The 17,104-nt window shown below is 55.7% G+C and carries 15 protein-coding genes, 5 tRNA genes and 1 riboswitch; of the genes, 8 read left to right on the top strand and 12 right to left on the bottom strand.

The genetic code is table 11. The annotated features are described in order from the left end of the window. Positions 1-2: 2 nt before the first annotated feature. Positions 3-557 (top strand): FumA C-terminus/TtdB family hydratase beta subunit, encoded by a 555-nt coding sequence (locus DWZ82_RS09720; protein WP_118480468.1) that lies wholly within the window; start codon positions 3-5, stop codon positions 555-557. A gap of 116 nt (positions 558-673) precedes the next feature. Here the strand turns inward: DWZ82_RS09720 and DWZ82_RS09715 are convergent, their stop codons facing one another. Both DWZ82_RS09715 and DWZ82_RS09710 read right to left on the bottom strand, forming a co-directional pair. Then, positions 674-919: a YlmC/YmxH family sporulation protein gene (locus DWZ82_RS09715; RefSeq protein ID WP_118480466.1), complete on the bottom strand. Its 246-nt coding sequence runs from the start codon at positions 917-919 to the stop codon at positions 674-676. After that, entirely contained in the window at positions 920-1,780 is an 861-nt protein-coding gene (locus tag DWZ82_RS09710) for a polysaccharide deacetylase family protein (RefSeq protein ID WP_147356923.1), read from the bottom strand. It abuts the gene before it with no gap. A 296-nt stretch (positions 1,781-2,076) separates the two neighbouring features. On the opposite strand from DWZ82_RS09710, the gene rpsB reads away from it, so the two are divergent. Beyond that, a complete protein-coding gene (gene rpsB / locus DWZ82_RS09705; protein WP_110436512.1) occupies positions 2,077-2,802 on the top strand; it encodes a 30S ribosomal protein S2 in 726 nt (241 codons plus the stop codon). Between the two features lie 119 nt (positions 2,803-2,921). After that, positions 2,922-3,854, top strand: coding sequence for a translation elongation factor Ts (gene tsf / locus DWZ82_RS09700; protein WP_118480462.1), 933 nt, complete (start codon positions 2,922-2,924; stop codon positions 3,852-3,854). Positions 3,855-5,086: 1,232 nt separating this feature from the next. Here tsf and DWZ82_RS09695 read toward each other — a convergent pair. The 3 genes from DWZ82_RS09695 to DWZ82_RS09685 form a co-directional block, all read right to left on the bottom strand. Continuing rightward, positions 5,087-5,171: transfer RNA gene (locus DWZ82_RS09695), tRNA-Tyr, on the bottom strand. 21 nt (positions 5,172-5,192) lie between these two features. After that, positions 5,193-5,268: transfer RNA gene (locus DWZ82_RS09690), tRNA-Thr, on the bottom strand. Between the two features lie 79 nt (positions 5,269-5,347). Then, positions 5,348-6,007: a helix-turn-helix domain-containing protein gene (locus DWZ82_RS09685; protein WP_118480460.1), complete on the bottom strand. Its 660-nt coding sequence runs from the start codon at positions 6,005-6,007 to the stop codon at positions 5,348-5,350. Between the two features lie 1,350 nt (positions 6,008-7,357). Here DWZ82_RS09685 and DWZ82_RS09680 point away from each other — a divergent pair. Genes DWZ82_RS09680 through DWZ82_RS09665 form a run of 4 tightly spaced genes read left to right on the top strand, consistent with a single transcriptional unit; the run spans position 7,358 to position 10,688 of the window. After that, a complete protein-coding gene (locus tag DWZ82_RS09680; protein ID WP_110436509.1) occupies positions 7,358-7,780 on the top strand; it encodes a PaaI family thioesterase in 423 nt (140 codons plus the stop codon). After that, a complete protein-coding gene (locus DWZ82_RS09675; protein WP_199667448.1) occupies positions 7,777-8,820 on the top strand; it encodes an A/G-specific adenine glycosylase in 1,044 nt (347 codons plus the stop codon). Before DWZ82_RS09680 ends, DWZ82_RS09675 begins: the two co-directional genes overlap by 4 nt. A 3-nt stretch (positions 8,821-8,823) precedes the next feature. Then, the gene (locus tag DWZ82_RS09670) at positions 8,824-9,309 is read left to right on the top strand and encodes a DNA-deoxyinosine glycosylase (protein WP_118360453.1); all 486 of its coding nucleotides are present in this window, start codon (positions 8,824-8,826) and stop codon (positions 9,307-9,309) included. Continuing rightward, positions 9,264-10,688, top strand: a complete 1,425-nt coding sequence (locus DWZ82_RS09665) for an MATE family efflux transporter (protein WP_442861228.1) — start codon at positions 9,264-9,266, stop codon at positions 10,686-10,688. The genes DWZ82_RS09670 and DWZ82_RS09665 overlap by 46 nt, the downstream gene beginning before the upstream one ends. Before the next feature lie 423 nt (positions 10,689-11,111). Here the strand turns inward: DWZ82_RS09665 and DWZ82_RS16060 are convergent, their stop codons facing one another. The 3 genes from DWZ82_RS16060 to DWZ82_RS09655 all read right to left on the bottom strand — a co-directional run bounded on the left by DWZ82_RS16060 (position 11,112) and on the right by DWZ82_RS09655 (position 14,101). Then, entirely contained in the window at positions 11,112-11,192 is an 81-nt protein-coding gene (locus DWZ82_RS16060; RefSeq protein ID WP_407926634.1) for a putative holin-like toxin, read from the bottom strand. A gap of 178 nt (positions 11,193-11,370) precedes the next feature. Continuing rightward, on the bottom strand, positions 11,371-12,993 hold the full coding sequence (locus DWZ82_RS09660) for a mannitol dehydrogenase family protein (RefSeq protein WP_118360451.1): 1,623 nt from the start codon (positions 12,991-12,993) through the stop codon (positions 11,371-11,373). Between the two features lie 526 nt (positions 12,994-13,519). Beyond that, complete coding sequence (locus DWZ82_RS09655) at positions 13,520-14,101, bottom strand: folate family ECF transporter S component (protein ID WP_118285340.1); 582 nt, start codon at positions 14,099-14,101, stop codon at positions 13,520-13,522. 69 nt (positions 14,102-14,170) lie between these two features. Continuing rightward, positions 14,171-14,273: riboswitch (THF riboswitch) on the bottom strand. Between the two features lie 52 nt (positions 14,274-14,325). Between DWZ82_RS09655 and DWZ82_RS15860 the strand changes: the two genes are divergently transcribed. Beyond that, positions 14,326-14,643 (top strand): site-specific integrase, encoded by a 318-nt coding sequence (locus DWZ82_RS15860; RefSeq protein WP_270476840.1) that lies wholly within the window; start codon positions 14,326-14,328, stop codon positions 14,641-14,643. A gap of 165 nt (positions 14,644-14,808) precedes the next feature. Here DWZ82_RS15860 and DWZ82_RS09645 read toward each other — a convergent pair. The 4 genes from DWZ82_RS09645 to DWZ82_RS09630 all read right to left on the bottom strand — a co-directional run bounded on the left by DWZ82_RS09645 (position 14,809) and on the right by DWZ82_RS09630 (position 17,006). After that, positions 14,809-14,894 (bottom strand) — tRNA-Leu (locus DWZ82_RS09645). 22 nt (positions 14,895-14,916) lie between these two features. Beyond that, positions 14,917-15,001, bottom strand: a tRNA-Leu gene (locus DWZ82_RS09640). 646 nt (positions 15,002-15,647) lie between these two features. After that, positions 15,648-15,738, bottom strand: a tRNA-Ser gene (locus tag DWZ82_RS09635). An 86-nt stretch (positions 15,739-15,824) separates the two neighbouring features. Beyond that, positions 15,825-17,006: a phosphodiester glycosidase family protein gene (locus DWZ82_RS09630; protein ID WP_118480456.1), complete on the bottom strand. Its 1,182-nt coding sequence runs from the start codon at positions 17,004-17,006 to the stop codon at positions 15,825-15,827. Between the last annotated feature and the right edge of the window lie 98 nt (positions 17,007-17,104).

The following is a 17,104-nucleotide window of genomic DNA, read 5'->3' as shown; positions in this document are numbered from 1 at the left end:
GCATGGCACACTACGATTTGAAAACCGAACAGCTCAAGGAAATGGCGCCGAAGCTGCGCGCGGGCGACACCGTAACGCTGACCGGCACGGTCTACACCGCGCGCGACGCCGCACACAAGAAGATCGTTGCCGCGATGGACGCAGGCGACAAGCTGCCGTTCGACCTCGACGGCGCGGCGATCTACTACGCCGGACCGACCCCCGCAAAGCCGGGTCAGGTCATCGGCTCGGTCGGCCCGACCACCTCCGGCCGTATGGACCCGTTCGCACCGCGTCTGCTCGATGCAGGTCTTGCCTGCATGATCGGCAAGGGCGTGCGCAATCAGGGCGTGCAGGACGCAATGGCGCGCAACGGCGCGGTTTATATGGTAGCCATCGGCGGCGCAGGCGCGGCGAAGGCGGCATCCATTAAGAATGTCGAGGTCATCGCATATGACGAGCTGGGCTGTGAGTCGGTCAAGCGTCTCACCGTGGAGAATTTCTCCGCCATCGTGTCGCAGGATTCGGTCGGCGGCAACCTCTACACCGAGGGCGTTGCAAAGTATAAGAAGGATTGAGCCAAAAGGCGGACGGTTGTCCGCCTTTTTCTTTTTGCATTTGATGTGGTTTTGCCTTCTCCGCAGGGCGGGGCACTCCGGAGTGCTCCGCCCTACGGTATAGATTTAATCCTGCATTATTTCTCCCTGTATCTCACCAGAATATAGTCCTCCCCAAGGGTTTCAATGCACCCCCACGGAATAACGCAGTCATTTTTGGAGAACAGCCCGACAATGCCGCTTTGCGCGGGCACAACGAGTGCGGTAATCTGTCCGCAGACCGGATCGAACAGCAGATCGCTCACCTCGCCCATCCGTGCTCCGTCGCACAGATTGATCACCTCACGGCAGTGCAGCTCGGAAAATCGCATGGTATTCTGCATTTAATCCTCTCCTAACGCGCGGTGCAGGAAACGTTCCGTGCTCTGCCCTGCCGGACGGTTGAACCGCCCCAGTTCAAACAGACAGTCCGGGTTTCGTGTAACGGTATTGATGCGCTCCTCGCACCCGAGCGTACACCGGAAGCCCATGCTTTTAAGCAGCGCTTCGCTCTCCTTGGAGCACGCACCGAACGGATAGGTGTAGCAGGTCGGCGCGGGCAGTCCGGCGTCTGTGATGAGCGTCTGCGTCTGCTCGGTGTCCTCGCGGAGCAGGGTCTCATAGCGCATTTCGTCCTCGCCTCTCCGGCGCAGACAGCCGCGGCGTTCACCGTACTCGTGCAGGTTCCACGAGTGATTCTGCACCTCAAACACATCCTGCATTTCGCGCAGGCGGTCAAGCCGCAAATGCGACCAGTAGGCGTTTTCCTCTCCGTTGTCGGTGAAAAGCGCGGTCTGACTGCCGATGATGGACACAACCGCCTTCATTCCGCGCTGCTTGAGCAGCGGATAGGCGTAAATGTAGTTGTTGTAGTAGCCGTCATCGAAGGTGATCATCACCGGCTTCTCCGGCAGGTCTGCGCCGTCCTGCACATACGCCAGCAGATCGCTCACCGTTACGGCGGTATACCCCTTCGCCTGCAAGGCATCCAAATCGGCCGCCAAAACCGCCGGCGAGATAACATATTTGCCCTGCCGTGCGCTGTCCTTGAGAATGCTGTGATACATTAGAATCGGTACGCGCACGCTGTCCTCCCCGAATACCGGCTGCACCGTGTCGGCACGCTCAAGCAGTCCGAGCGCAAAGCATAAAACCAAAACCGTGCATACCGCCTGAAACGCGGTGTGACGAAAACCCAATCGCAAAGAAATCCCCTCCTGTCATAATTTATGCAGCAAAAAAAGATTTCAGCACCCTGCGGTATGCATTTCATGCACTGCCAACCCTGGGGAAACGCCGTAAACCGTATCGTTCATTCTCCATTCTCCATTTTCCATCCTCAATTTTCAACTTTCCTCTTGACATCCCTCTCCCATTGGTGTAAACTATCATAGCATGAATTCACACATCCCGTGATGAAAGCGGTCGGTGATGGGACGCTCGTTCTGTTGCCGCTGTCAGATGATCAGGGATGGAGGAAAAACCAAGGAGGAAAAACAAAATGGCAGTAATTTCTATGAAGCAGCTGCTGGAGGCCGGCGTACACTTCGGCCATCAGACCCGTCGTTGGAACCCGAAAATGGCTACCTACATCTTCACCGAGCGCAATGGTATCTACATCATTGACCTCCAGAAGACTGTAAAGAAGCTCGAGGAAGCATACTTCTTCGTACGCGATATGGCAGCTTCCGGCAAGTCCATCCTGTTTGTCGGCACCAAGAAGCAGGCACAGGACGCAATCAAGGAAGAGGCTGAGCGTTGCGGTCAGTTCTACGTTAACGCACGTTGGCTGGGCGGCATGCTGACCAACTTCAAGACCATGCGTACCCGTATCGCTCGTCTGAACCAGCTGCAGAAGATGCAGGCTGACGGCACCTTCGATCTGCTCCCGAAGAAGGAAGTTATCAAGCTCCAGCTCGAGATCGCTAAGCTCGAGAAGTACCTCGGCGGCGTTAAGGAAATGAAGGAGCTTCCGGGCGCTCTGTTCGTAGTTGACTCCCGCAAGGAGAAGAACGCGATCGCAGAAGCACGCAAGCTGGGCATTCCGATCGTTGCAATCGTTGATACCAACTGCGATCCGGACGAGATCGACTACGTTATCCCGGGCAACGACGACGCTATCCGCGCTATCAAGCTGATCTCCCAGACCATGGCTAACGCTGTTCTGGAAGGCAAGCAGGGCGAGCAGCTCGAGGTTGAGGCTAAGGCTGACGCAAAGGCTGAGTAATTCATAACTCAATATAACATTCAGTGAGTTGTTCGTAGGGCGCGACGACCCGGCGCGCCGGTGTTCGTTGTGCCCTACGTTTTTTTCATCGTAAAATCATAAATTGGAGGAATAATAAAATGGCTTTTACCGCTGCTGACGTAAAGAAGCTCCGCGAAATGACCAGCGTAGGCATGATGGACTGCAAGAAGGCACTGACCGAGGCCGACGGCGACTTCGACAAGGCTATCGAGCTGCTCCGTGAGAAGGGCCTGGCTAAGGCTGCCAAGAAGGCAGACCGCATCGCTGCTGAGGGTCTGGTCAAGGCTACCGTATGTGATGAGTGCGGCGTAGGCGCAATCATCGAGGTAAACTCCGAGACCGACTTCGTTGCTAAGAACGCTGACTTCCAGCAGTTCGTTTCCGACGTTGCTAACGTTGTTATCAAGGACGCTCCGGCTGACGTTGAGGCTCTCAAGGCTTGCAAGATGGGCGAAGGCACCGTTCAGGACGCTCTGCAGGAGAAGGTTCTGACCATCGGCGAGAACCTGCAGATCCGTCGTTTCGAGCGTTTCGACGACTCCACCGTTAACGTTGCTTACAACCACATGGGCGGCGTAATCGGCGTTCTGGTTGGTCTGGAAGTTTCCGAGGGCCTGAAGGACAACGCTGCTGTTAAGGAGCTGGGCAAGGACATCGGCATGCAGGCTGCTGCTATGAACCCGTCCTTCCTGGACAAGTCCGACGTTGACGAAGCTACTCTGGCTAAGGAGAAGGAGATCCTCCTGATCCAGGCTCTCGAGGAGAACAAGACCGCTGCTAAGCCGAAGCCGGAGCAGATCATCCACAAGATGGTAGACGGCCGTATCGGCAAGTACTACGAGGAGAACTGCCTCCTGCAGCAGGCTTTCGTTAAGGAGAACAAGGTTTCCGTTGAGGCTCACATCAAGGCTGTTGCCAAGGAGCTGGGCGGCGAGATCAAGCTCGTAAAGTGCGTTCGTTTCGAGAAGGGCGAGGGCATCGAGAAGAAGGTTGACGACTTCGCAGCAGAAGTTGCTTCCATGGCTAAGTAATCTCGTTACCAAAACGATAGATCAAGGACTTCCGGTTTTACCGGAGGTCCTTTTTATTTGTAGAAAGCAATTTAGAAAATCTCTTTTCGTCAGTCAGGGTCAGGTCAGTCAGAATCATTCTCCATTCTCAATTTTGTTTCTGCTCTGCTGTTCTCTGCTATGCTCTTCTCTTCTCTTCTCTGCTCTTCTGTTCTGTCCTCTGCTCTTCTCTGCTCTGTGGATTTTCCGGACGAGAAATGCCGTTTTCCGGACGAGAAATCGCGTTTTCCGGGCGAGAAAAAACGATGGGCATGGGAATAAGCCCTGTTGATACCCAACAAGGCTGGTTTTGCTCTGTTCGATGGAGCAGCTTCATCGGCTCAGGTCGCCGCCGATTGGTTCTCACTCCCGCCGATGCGCTGCTGCATTCACCCTGACCGGCAATGGTTCTGCCCTCACCTATATGCTGAATTGAGGAAAAAATTGACCACGAATGGTCAACTCAGGAAAATATTTTTCGGTCTGTACAATCTATCCCGTAGGGGCGAACATTGTTCGCCCACGCCCCGTATGATTTTGCGCTGCTCGGGCGCACACTGTGCGCCCCTACGCGATAACGTTGCAAACGGCAATATATCGTTGCAAATAGCCTGTGCAGGTTGATTTCGCTATCGAACGAGCGCTCTTTCCTTCGAATTAGGCGCGTGCCTGTTTTGCATTCCTTCGTATATGGCGCGTGCCTAACTTGAGCGTCTGGTGCAGTCCCCTAACCGCACTGCCACACGCGTGCCGACCCGTCCGGTGGTGGATTCGCTTCCGTTGCGACGGAAGCCACGCCGGTTGAAACGTGCCACCGGCACGTTTCTAAGAGCCGGCGCTTCGTTTAGGGTGTGTGCCTAACTTGAGCGTCTGGTGCAGTCCCCTAACCGCACTGCCACACGCGTGCCGACCCGTCCGGTGGTGGATTCGCTTTGCTGCGGCAAAGCCACGCCGGTTGAAACGTGCCACCGGCACGTTTCTAAGAGCCGGCGCTCCGTTTAAGGCGCGTGCCTAACTTGAGCGTCTGGTGCAGTCCCCTAACCGCACTGCTACACGCGTGCCGACCCGTCCGGTGGTGGATTCGCTTCCGTTGCGACGGAAGCCACGGTGGTTGAAACAGCCCACCGGGCTGTTTCTAAGAGCCACCTTTCGAATCCGCCACCTGCCTTTCACCAAAGCAAAAAAGACATTCCTTTTGGAATGTCTTTTCGCTTTGGTGGAAGGTGGTGGATTCGAACCACCGAAGTCATAGACGACAGATTTACAGTCTGTTCCCTTTGGCCACTCGGGAAACCTTCCATATTCAGTTACCAGCTTGATTGGAGCTGGTGGACGGACTTGAACCCCCGACCTGCTGATTACAAATCAGCTGCTCTACCAACTGAGCTACACCAGCATTTCATCAAGTCGTCTTGTCTCAGCGACTTGTTTAGTATACCTCACGCCGGTGTATTTGTCAATAGGTTTGTCCGAAATTATTGCATTTTATTTTTCCGGTCGATCGAATCCGACACCTGCTGCAGAACAGTCAGCAGTGCGCTCGACAAATCCGGATAACGCCGTGCAATCTCGCTCGGGGCGAGCGGCATCCGCCGGATATTCTCCTGCGTCAGACCGCAGCCTTCCTCGCCGTTGGCCGCCAGACGGATTTTCAGCTCATGCTCCTTCATGCGGGCATCGCACAGGTACTCGAAGCGATCCTGCGGCGCGCGGAACACCGCATCCACCCCGGCCGGGTCGGCCATGTAGAGATAGCGGTACACCTTGTAGATTGCAACCGCGAAATACGACTCGATCTCGTGCGAAAGCTGCTTGCTCTCGAGTGATTCGGCAACCTGCAGCAGCAGGGCTGTCGCCTGCACGATCCGGCTGTGCTCCGTCTCGGTGTCCGTGCCCTCCATGCGCTCGGCAGGCACAGCAGAGCCGTCACGCGCCATCGAACGGCCGAGCAGGTAGTCACAGGACACGCCGTAATAATCCGCCGCACGCACGACAAAAGACAGACCGGGTTCACGTAGTCCGTTCTCATAGTGGCTGAGAAGCGCCTGCGAAACGCCGAGGTCGCCCGCTGCCGCTCTTTGACTTATTTTCTTTTCCCGTCGCAGAAGCGCAAGCGTGCGCGAAAAATCACTCATTCCAACATTCTCCGTCTGCGTTGTGCCGCAGAAGGCACAACTATAAAATATATATTCATATTATACTCGCTGTATTACCGTTTGTAAAGTACAGAAAACAGTCATATTCGACGCATTTCGACAGGCTCGCTTTGGGTTTCCGGCACTTTTCCCTGCATTTTGTTGTCCTGTTTCCGATTGGTAACTACATATTGGGGATTGTGTAATCCGACGGTTGTTAGAAAAATTCGTCAGGCTTCGCCGGACGGTTGCGCTTGACGCAGGAGCGGGTGCATTTTATAATAAAATAGAGTAGTATCGCAGATTTCACCTGCTATCCTGCACCGATTGAGCGGTGCACCCGAACTGCGTAAGCGGGTTCGTCCCTGACGGGCGGGAGTTTTTTCAGCACCGGCTGACCGGGGCACGCGAACTGCGCAGGCGGTTCGCCCCTGACGGGCGGGAATTTTTTCAGCACTGGCTGACCGGGGCACGCGAACTGCGCAGGCGGTTCGCCCCTGACGGGCGGGAGTTTTTTCAGCACCGGCTGACCGGGGCACGCGAACTGCGTTAGCGTGTTCGCCCCTGACGGGCGGGAGTTTTTTCTGCACCGGCTGAACGGGGTACTCGAACTGCGTTAGCGGGTTCGCCCCTGACGGGCGGGAGTTTTTCGCTGAACCTCAGCGGGGGGATTCGCCGTCTGCGGACGACGGGAACGTGCCGCGCCCCGCGGCAGGGCAAGAGGGTAGACACCTACGGTTTCTCCCCTCTTAACTCCCGTTTCCCTTTATTTCTTAGTCTGGCGCAGATTTCCTATATGTGACCGCTACGAAAAGGGGTACAGCAGAGGATTTTTTCTTCCGTATCTTTCGCAACCGATTCGCAGTGTCAGACAGCGTACTGCTACACAGGCGGTTTAGTCAACGCAGGCGCAACATACCCGTGTTGCGCAACTCTTTAACACGTTATACCGCACGGCACCTGCGAATTAAGCGTTTGGTGCAAGTTATCCTGCGTAGGCCCTGTCTATCATAACGCGCTCACGAATTGCGCGACACGGGTATGTCGCGCCTGCGTAGAGTAGCTGGTCTGTGTAGCAGAAAGGTATCCGACACTGCGAATATGCGGATACATGAGCGCACGCAGTGCGTCTCTGCGGAAGAAAAAATCCTCTGCCGTTCCCCTGCTTCGCAGCGGTCACATGTCGGCAATCTGCGCCGTGCCCTCTAAGGAAATGGGTGATTCTCAAGAGGGTAGAAACCTTGGTGTCTACCCTCTTGTGCGCCTGCCGCGTAGGCAAGAACCGTTCGCCTCAAAGGCGAAAAACCATCGTTTATCAAAAGATTATATAATGATAAAGGAGTCCTAACCTTGACCATCGAAGAAATCCTCAAGCTGCGGCAGGAAGCCGGCGGCTTAAACAAACTGATGCACATGCACGTTGTGACGCTCGACAAGGACGGCGGCGCAACCGTAGAGCTTGACCTGACCCCCGAGCTGCTCAATCCGCTCGGCATGGCGCACGGCGGCACGATCTTCACGCTGTGCGACATTGCGGCAGGCTCTGCGGCAGCGTCTCAGGGCACGGTGGCTGTCACGCTCGACAGCACCATCCACTACTACCGTCCGGGCCGCTGCGGCAAAAAGCTGACCGCTGTGGCGTACGAGCGCAAGCGCGGCCGCAAGGTGTCGGTCTACATGGTCGAGGTGCACGACGACGAGGGCAAGCACATTGCCGACGCGACCTTCACCATGTTCTACACCGGCGCTACGCTGGATGACATGAAATATTGAGCGGGGTAAGCAAGGCCATCGTGCAGCCGCTGCTGGACTGGTATGACGCCGGTCACCGCGACCTGCCGTGGCGGTCTGAGCCTACTCCCTACCGCGTCTGGGTGAGCGAGATCATGCTGCAGCAGACGCGCGTGGAGGCCGTGCGCGGCTATTTTTCCCGTTGGATGAACGCGCTGCCCAATATTCCCGCTCTCGCGGCGGCGGACGAGGCCGTTTACACCAAGCTCTGGGAGGGGCTCGGCTACTACAGCCGCGTGCGCAACCTGCACCGTGCAGCGGTCCTGCTGTGCGAGCAATACGGCGGCGAACTGCCCGCCGACTACGATAAACTGCTCTCTCTGCCCGGTGTCGGTGAATATACGGCAGGCGCGGTGGCGTCTATCGCGTTCGGGCTGCCTGTTCCGGCGGTGGACGGCAATGTTCTGCGTGTGGCGGCGCGGCTGGATAACGATTTCACGCCGATCACGGACGCCAAATTCAAAAAGCAGACGCGCGAGCGGTTCGCCGCACTCATGCCGTCCGACCGCCCCGGCGACCTCAACCAGTCGCTGATGGAACTCGGTGCAACGGTCTGTCTGCCGAACGGCGCACCGCGCTGTGACGACTGCCCGATTCAGCATCTCTGCGAGGGCTTTCACCGCGGGAACGCGGCTGTGCTGCCGCTCCGTGCGGCGAAAAAGGCGCGGAGAGTGGAAAACCGCACCGTGCTCCTTGTGCGCTGCGGCGAACTGGTCGGTCTGCGGCAGAGACCCAAAAAGGGTCTGCTCGCCGGTCTGTGGGAGCTGCCGTCGCTCGATGGTCATCTCTCGCCGGACGAGCTGCGCGCGGTGCTCACCGAAATGGGCTGGAGCGTGCGAAAGCTGCTCTCTCTGCGGCCTGACAAGCATATTTTCACCCATGTGGAGTGGCACATGAACGGCGTGTATGTCGAACTGGACGCACCTGCACCCGCTCTCACCTTTGTCACACCCGCCGAGCTGCGCGACGCTTACGCGCTGCCAAGCGCGTTCCGCAGCTTTGTTTCCGTACTGGAGGACTGATCCATGCAACTGCAAACCATCATTCACACCATTCCGCCGCTGTACGACAGCGAGTCGCGCGTGCTGCTGCTCGGCTCGATTCCAAGCCCGAAATCCCGCGAGGTCGGATTCTTTTACGGCCACCCGCAGAACCGGTTCTGGCGCGTGCTGGCGGCTGTGCTTGGCGAGGAGGTGCCGGTCTCCATCGAGGACAAGCGTGCGATGTGCCTACGGCATCATGTGGCACTGTGGGATACCATCGCCAAATGCGATATTGCGGGCGCGTCCGACACGTCTATCCGCAACGCCGAGCCGAACGACATAGGCCGCCTGCTCCGCGAGAGCAAAATTACGCGCATTTTTGCCACCGGCGGCAAGTCGGCGCAGCTGTACCGCAGGCTGATCGAGCCGAAAACCGGCGTACCCATCACGCAGCTGCCCTCCACCAGTCCGGCGAACGCCGCTTGGTCGCTCGAACGGCTGATCGAGGCGTACCGCGTTATTCTCTGATTCGAGGTGTATTTTTTACGAGTAAAGAGTTATTTCCCAATGCTGCACTCAAAAAGCTGATTTTTCCGCTCGTTATCGAGCAGGTGCTCGCCATCACGGTCGGTCTGGCCGACACGATGATGGTCTCCTCGGTCGGTGAAGCGGCGGTTTCCGGCGTATCGCTGGTCGATATGCTCAACGTGCTCATCATCAACATCTTTTCCGCACTGGCGACCGGCGGTGCGGTCGTGGTCGCACAGCTGCTCGGCGCGAGAAAAAACGACCGTGCATGCGACGCCTCCAAGCAGCTGTACTTAGTCGTCACGGTCATTGCGCTGATCATCTCGGCGCTCGTCATGCTGTTCCGCGCACCGCTGCTGCGGCTGCTGTTCGGCACGATCGAGGACGACGTGATGCAGAGCGCGCTCACCTACCTGACGGTCAGCGTGTTCTCCTACCCTGTTCTCGCGATTTACAACGCCGGTGCGGCGCTGTTCCGCGCACAAGGCAACTCGCGTATCTCCATGCTGATTGCGGGACTGATCAACATCGTCAACCTCATCGGCAACTCGCTGTTCATTTTCGTGTTCAAGTGGGGCGTCGGAGGCGCAGCGCTTTCGTCCGTGCTGTCGCGCGGCACGGCGGCTGCCGCTATCACGATTCTGCTGCTGAACCCCGAGCACACGGTCTCCCTGCGGCGCGGACAGCGGTTTCGACCGGATAAGGAGCTTATCCGCCGCATTCTGCAGATTGGTGTGCCGAACGGACTGGAAAACAGCCTGTTTCAGCTTGGCCGCGTGCTCGTCGTGAGCATGATCTCGCTGTTCGGCACGACGCAGATTACCGCGAATGCGCTGGCGAACAATCTGGACGCTGTAGCCGTCATTCCGGGTCAGGCGATGAGTCTGGCGATGATAACCGTTATCGGGCAGTGCATCGGCTCGGGCGATGAGCCGCAGACGCGCCGCATGGCGAAAAAGCTGATGATGATCACCTACGCCGTTACCGCCAGCACCTGCCTTGTCACGATTGCGTGCACGCCGCTCATTCTCAAGATTTACAGCGTGTCCGCAGAGGCGCTTGCGCTCGGCATGACGCTGATTATGATTCACAACGGCTGCGCGATCTTCCTGTGGCCGACCTCGTTTGCCATGCCGAATATCCTGCGTGCAGCGAATGACGTAAGATATCCGATGGTGTGCTCGATTATCTCCATGCTGGGACTGCGGCTTGTCGCGGGATATATTCTCGCGGTGCACTTCGGCATGGGCGCGATCGGCATCTGGATTGCCATGATCGGTGACTGGCTGTGCCGGTCGATCTGCTTCTTCCTGCGGCTCAAAAGCGGGAAATGGCTGAGGTATGCACCGGGATTACGGGTTGCCGCCGGACAAAAATAATGCACCGGCTTCTGTGCAAAATCCCTTTGCAAACCGTGAATATCTGTTAATATATAGATATAAGCCGTAAACTCCCCGAGGGGAAAAATGCCGTTATGACTGAGGAGGGAAATCATATGACACCTAAACAGAGATGGTATTGTTTCTGGGTGATAATCGTAGTGACTGTCCTTTTAACGGCGGGCTTTGTATGGATTGCCATTCATAACCCGCAGGCGTCATTCGAGGACTTGCTTTACGCTCTTTGGAAAGGTATTGTAACCCTTGTTAACGGATAACTGAATAACAGTGCCCCGGCTCTGTCGCTTGACAAAACCGGGGCACTGCGTTATAATTGTATCAACAACGATGGCTCTCTGGCAAGAGCGGTCGTTCCTAAAAAACTTGGTTAATTGAGGAAACGCCGCTCCTTTTTAGGGGCGGTTATCTTCTATGTTTCAGACATAGACTGATGATAGCAACGATCAGAAGACCGAACTGGAACAGATCGGAATAAGTGACCATGTCATCACCTCCCTTATGTTGGGAGGAACAACCTGTTTCACATCGTTGTTGACATTCTGAGTATAGCATATATTGCAATACCTTGTCAATCAACCGCCTTTTGCGGCGGTTTTTGTTTTATCTGCATACAAAAAGGCGAACCTTACGGTTCGCCTTTTGTCTTACGGTTTTCCGGTAATTAAGAGAAAATCCACTCCTGCTCCTGCTCCTCGCCGCAGTACTTCTGCAGCGTCTCGCGGACAGCGTGCGGGCCGCGGTTCATCTCGCCAAACATGCGGACAACGGTCTCGCCTACGCCGATCTCAAACAGGTTGACACCGAAGTAGTAGCGGTTTGCCAGCAACGGGTACAGCTGAGCCTCGCTTACGTCGTCGCCCAGCTTCGGGTTGCCCATCAGCGCGCGGACATGCTCGATATTCGGGTCGGGGCTGAGGGTAAACTCGCTGCCGTTATCGTCCACGCCTTCCAGATAGCGCAGCCAGCCGGCCAGTACCAGCGGAATGTAAATCAGCTTGGTAGCACGGTGTGCGGGCAGCATGGAGTTATAGTAAGCGTACAGCGTAGTACCGAAGCGCGGCGCAATCTTACGCGAGGTATCGGTTGCGGTACGCTGCGGGGAATCCTGCAGGAACGGGTTCGGATAACGTTCGCCGAGAACCTCGTGCAGGAATGCCTCCGGGTCGATAACGCCCGGGTCGGCTACCATCGGCATTGCCTCCTGCTCGCTCAGGCGCGTGATGAGGTTGACCAGCTCGGTGTCCTTCATCTCGTCGCTGATGCGGGTGTAGCCGAGCATGCAGCCGAATACGCCGAGGGCGGTATCCATCGGGTTCATGCAGGTGCTTACCTTCATCATCGCAGACTTCTCAACGATGTCGCGGCGGGTGATGATAACGCCGCACTGCTCGAGAGCCGGATGACCGTTCGGGAATGCGTTCTCGATGAGCAGATAGTGCGGGCTTTCGGAGTTGACGTAAACAGCCGCGTGCGTGCCCTTTTCGGTTACGAACGGCTTTGCGTTCTCCAGACCGTCAGCCGCCAGCTTGTCTGCGATGCGGTTATCCGGATGCGGGGTAATCTTATCAATCATGGACAGCGGGAAGGTATTCTTCTTGAGCAGGAAGTAATACTCATCCTCGGTGATGAAGCCGCCACGCTGCCATGCGCGTGCCATGTGACGGACAGCACGCTCCAGACGGGTGCCGTTATCCGAGCAGTTATCCAGCGAAACGAGCGCCAGCGGAGACAGACCGGCGCGGCAGCGCTCGAGGCACAGCGCGGTCAGCTTGCCGAAGAAGGACTGGCAGCCTTCCGGACCGTTCTCGCGGTCGTGCTTGTAGTCCGGCAGGAACTCGCGGGTGTCGTCCTGGATGATATAGCCCTTCTCGGTCAGCGTAAAGCTGATCATCTGCAGGCTCGGCGCTAGGAAAATGTCCTTCAGGCGCAGCATGTCCTCGCTCAGCTTGAGGCTTTCGGTAACGGACGCAACCACTTCCTTGTTGATCGTGCCGTTGGAATACAGGGTGACAACCAGCGACAGATGATCGCAGGCGCGGTAGCAGCGGTCGATCAGCTCCTCATCGTAGCCGTCGCAGCAGATAATGCCGGTGTCGGACAGACCGGCGGTCAGCAGGCGCTGCGCCAGTACAGCCGGGAAAGCACGGAACAGGTTTCCGGCGCCGAAATGCAGCCAAGTCGGTGCCTTGTGGGTGTTTTCGCGCACGGCGTCAATGTCGTACTGCGGCAGACGATAACCCTTCCATGCCACGTTATGTTTAATACTCTCTTTTGTAAGTTTCATAAAGAGGTCACTCCCTTTCAGCGAACGGACTGTACCGTTCTTCTCCAATCATATATAGTATAACAAAAAATCAGCCGTTTGCATAGGGAAAAACAGAATTATTCACAAAAAGCTGAAAGCATGCTGCCAATGTTTTCAAATAAAACAAAAACCGCCCGAAAAGGCGGCTGATTGACTTTATTCGGTGTTATATGCTATAATCATTGCGGATACTGTTACATAAGGCGGTCAGACCCTCTTTTCCTTTCCCGCAGTCCGCGGCAGGAAGGAGGTGGCGCAAGTGCAGAAGAAAGCATTTCAGCTTTTTGTATGTGCGGTCATTGTACTGTACATTTTCTGTATAAAAGCGCGATGACCGTCCGGCTGGTACCCGAAACGGTCATCAAAATTTAACTGATGAAAGTACAAGGGCCTGACTGCTGTAACAGTGTCCCTTTGACTTTATTATAGCATATCCCCCGGCTTTGTCAAGCGACAGAGCCGGGGGACTGTTATCAGGTGGAGACAGGTTCCTCTCCGCCCTTACTCAAGAGTTTTCCGCAGCGGTCTTTCCATTCGGCAGCGCGCCATAGATACGGTTGACCAGCTTCATGCCGAAGTAGACCAGCACGATCTCGATCGGCAGCAGAATAAGGTTTTTCGGCACGCGCGTAACGAGCAGCACGCTCATCGCCTTGCCGCCGGTGACGGTCAGCCACAGGGTGTTCAGGCAGATATTGCAGAACAGGTTGATGCAGGTCTTTGCGCCGATGGCACGCCATACTGTGATCTTGCGCGGATACAGCCACAGACCCCAGATCAGACCGCCAACAACGGCTGTCAGCGTATAGCCCGGGAAATACGCGCCCATGGACAGGTTGCCCGCAAAGTAGCCGAGCACGTCGGTGCACACGCCGGCCATCATGCCGACGACCGGGCCGAACAGCATGCCGATCGACGCATTGCACAGGAAGCCGAAGCCGATACGCAGGTTGGGCGGCAGCTTGATCGACAGACCGAGCAGATCCAGCGTGACGTTGATCGCAATGAGCAGCGCCGTGACCGCCAGACAGCGGGTGGACCTCAGCTCACGCAGCGAGCGGACAAAGATATTCGGAGTTTTAGACATAGAAAAAGACACCTCCTAATCAAATTCATCTGTTGCCACAGCGATTTAGGAAAGTGCCTAAACAGTTGCAGCAGCGGGATGCGACCACAATACCGCAAGGAAAAGGCTCCCTTTCGTCCGCCGAACAACTCCCCGTTTCAGCGGCACTTAACGCATTGTGCTCTACTCTGCTTTTTCTGTTATAATTGTACCACGGTTTGAGCAGGTGTCAATACAGAAAATCCGTGTTCTGTCGGCTTCGTTTTGGTGCATTCTGTGGAATTGGATACTGTGGCAGACAATCTGTTAGACAAGGTATCAGACCACCGCTTCCCTGCTCCGGCGGGTTTTCCGGAAAGTACGGCCTGCCGGAAATTCGGTTCCACGATTTGCGCCATACCGCAGGAAGCCTGCTTCTGGCGCAGGGAGTGAATATTAAACAGATTCAGGAATTCCTCGGTCACTCCGATGTAACGACCACGCTGAATATCTACGTACACACCGATGAGGAAGCGAAAAAGGAAACGGCGGCGGCTATGGGAAAGGTGCTGAAACTTGTCTAATACAATGCTAATGTTAGCGCAAAGAATTTAGTGTGAAATCACAGGTCGTGCAAAGTATTAGACACCGGTATTAGACAGCAGTTTTTCACAAATTACATCATAAAACTAAATATTCTAAAATGTATAGAAAAAGAGCTGAAATCAAAATATTTCAGCTCTTTCACTTGGTGCGGATGGGGGGACTTGAACCCCCACGTCCTTGCGAACACTAGCACCTGAAGCTAGCGCGTCTGCCATTCCGCCACATCCGCATATTTTGTTGTTGAAAGAAGGTGGTGCGAGTGACGGGACTTGAACCCGTACGTCGATCGACACACGCCCCTCAAACGTGCCTGTCTACCAGTTCCAGCACACTCGCATTGATCTCTCGCGGTGAACCGCTTGTCTCTCAGCGACAAGATATATTATAGCAGGGGTATCCCCCTTTGTCAACAAAATTTGCGAAAAAATTTGAGAAATTTTCAAACACCGTGAATTGTCGGTAAAATCGGTGAAATATCGAACTTTTTCGCGGCTTTTGCGGTGATTTACATGATAGAAAATTTGCTGTGCGGAGAAAAAATTTTGTTGATTGAGGAAAATTTTTCAGGTGAGTTCGAATCTCACCTGCCCTGCCGGCGGAGAAGGTAGGATTCCTTTTCTGCGGAAAGCAACCATTAAATATTTTAGAGGTTGTCGGCCTACGGGCACCCACGGCGGTTGCAGAGTGCCACCGGCACATTGCCAAGAGCCGCCTTTCAAATCCCACCCAGCCTTCCGGCGGAGAAGGTGGGATTCCTTTTCTGCGGAAAAGCCACGGCGGTTGCAGAGTGCCACCGGCACATTGCCAAGAGCCGCCTTTCAAATCCCACCCAGCCTTCCGGCGGAGAAGGTGGGATTCCTTTTCTGCGGAAAAGCCACGGCGGTTGCAGAGTGCCACCGGCACATTGCCAAGAGCCGCCTTTCAAATTCCACCTTCTCTGCCGCAAAAAAATACAGACCATCCAAATGGATGGTCTGTATTTTGGCGGAGAAGGTGGGATTCGAACCCACGTGGCGTGTTACCGCCAACTCGATTTCGAGTCGAGCTCGTTATGACCACTTCGATACTTCTCCGTATCGCGCCTGTCTCACAGGCGCTTATTTATTTTATCATGCAATGGCGGAAAATACAAGTGTTTTTTCCGAAATCGTGATAATTTTTATTTCACCAGGAATGCATCCGGCAGATAACGGCCTTCCTCATTCTGGGAAAGCGTAGTCGGACTGGTAATCTCGCGGCCGCGATAGACCATAACGGAGGACGAGCCGCCGTCCAGCATGGACGCCTGATACGCGCCATACTGCTCCATGATCTCGCCGCAGCGCTCGATCGAAATGCCGAACGAGTGCATCTGACGGCCGTCAATGACCATCATGATAACCGTGCCGTCCTTCGCCTGACCGATGGCCGTGCGCGGCTGCTGCTCGTTCAGGCCGGTGCCTGCGACCAGATTCTCGCCGTTGATGATGAGCGCCGGGTGAAACTCCACCGCGTCGCGCAGACTGGAGGTATCGTTGAACGCACCGACCTGCAGATGATCCTCGTTGTCAAAGCCGATGATCTTCCAGCCGTCGCCTACTGCGTCCTGATACTTCTCTCCCTGGCTTTTCAGGAAGCCGTACACGGTGCCGCCCGTGCCGTTGCCGTCAAAATCGGCAAAGCCGGAGGCGTTGATGCCCAGAATGGCGTCATAATCTCTCACCATATCGGATACGAACGAGCCGTAATCGCCAAGGCCCTCGCTCGTGCCGACAAAGATATTCTCAGGCTTTTTGCAGAGCGCGATCTTGCCCGCGTACTCCATGCCGAGCGTGTCCTCGCCGGTCTGCTCGACGATCAGAATGCCGTGCTCGGCGTTGACCGCCAACACCGTGTCGCCCTGCCTGGTCTTGAGGCCGGTGTTGTAATGCGTCTGGCTCGGCTCACCGATCAGATCGATGTTGATCTGGTCATAGCCGTTTTCCAGATACTCCGGATTATCCGCCAGAAAGCTCTCAAATTCGCTCTCGTTCAGCTCACTGAACATGGCATAGAATTTGTCCTTCGGTGTTTCGGCGGTGTCCTTCTCCTCCCATGCGCCGTCCCAGTTGCTGACGATGCCCTCCTGCTTCTGGTTCATCAGGTAGCGCTTGGTCATCACCTCGTTGATGATATCCTCCGGGATAAACCAGGTGGCCAGCCACTGGTGCGTCATGGTGCCCATTGCGGTTTCGATGTACCACTCACGCCAGCGAGTGACGAACGCGTTCGGTGTGTACAGCAGAAACGGATACACAACCGTGATGCCGATCAGAAAAAAGCAGGTCAGTCCCAGTGCGAAGCGGTGTTTTGCGCCGTTCATTCGTGTTGCTCCTTCTCTCTCAATCCGGGAACCGCGGGATACGGTTCAGGTTTGTCTCTATCGCTGAAGTTGCTTTCATAGCCAGAGTGCGCCGGATG

Source organism: Butyricicoccus sp. AF35-5AC (assembly GCF_003477715.1).
GTDB classification, from domain to species: Bacteria; Bacillota; Clostridia; order Oscillospirales; family Butyricicoccaceae; genus Agathobaculum; species Agathobaculum butyriciproducens.
This window is presented reverse-complemented; position numbering and strand designations above follow the sequence as displayed.

Excerpts from the sequence above, each read along its gene's own strand:
- DWZ82_RS09720 (WP_118480468.1), top strand. The coding sequence starts at position 3 with ATGGCACACTACGATTTGAAAACCGAACAGCTCAAGGAAATGGCGCCG.
- DWZ82_RS09715 (WP_118480466.1), bottom strand. The coding sequence starts at position 919 with ATGCAGAATACCATGCGATTTTCCGAGCTGCACTGCCGTGAGGTGATC.
- rpsB (WP_110436512.1), top strand. The coding sequence starts at position 2,077 with ATGGCAGTAATTTCTATGAAGCAGCTGCTGGAGGCCGGCGTACACTTC.
- tsf (WP_118480462.1), top strand. The coding sequence starts at position 2,922 with ATGGCTTTTACCGCTGCTGACGTAAAGAAGCTCCGCGAAATGACCAGC.
- DWZ82_RS09685 (WP_118480460.1), bottom strand. The coding sequence starts at position 6,007 with ATGAGTGATTTTTCGCGCACGCTTGCGCTTCTGCGACGGGAAAAGAAA.
- DWZ82_RS09670 (WP_118360453.1), top strand. The coding sequence starts at position 8,824 with ATGCAACTGCAAACCATCATTCACACCATTCCGCCGCTGTACGACAGC.
- DWZ82_RS16060 (WP_407926634.1), bottom strand. The coding sequence starts at position 11,192 with ATGGTCACTTATTCCGATCTGTTCCAGTTCGGTCTTCTGATCGTTGCT.
- DWZ82_RS09660 (WP_118360451.1), bottom strand. The coding sequence starts at position 12,993 with ATGAAACTTACAAAAGAGAGTATTAAACATAACGTGGCATGGAAGGGT.
- DWZ82_RS09655 (WP_118285340.1), bottom strand. The coding sequence starts at position 14,101 with ATGTCTAAAACTCCGAATATCTTTGTCCGCTCGCTGCGTGAGCTGAGG.
- DWZ82_RS09630 (WP_118480456.1), bottom strand. The coding sequence starts at position 17,006 with ATGAACGGCGCAAAACACCGCTTCGCACTGGGACTGACCTGCTTTTTT.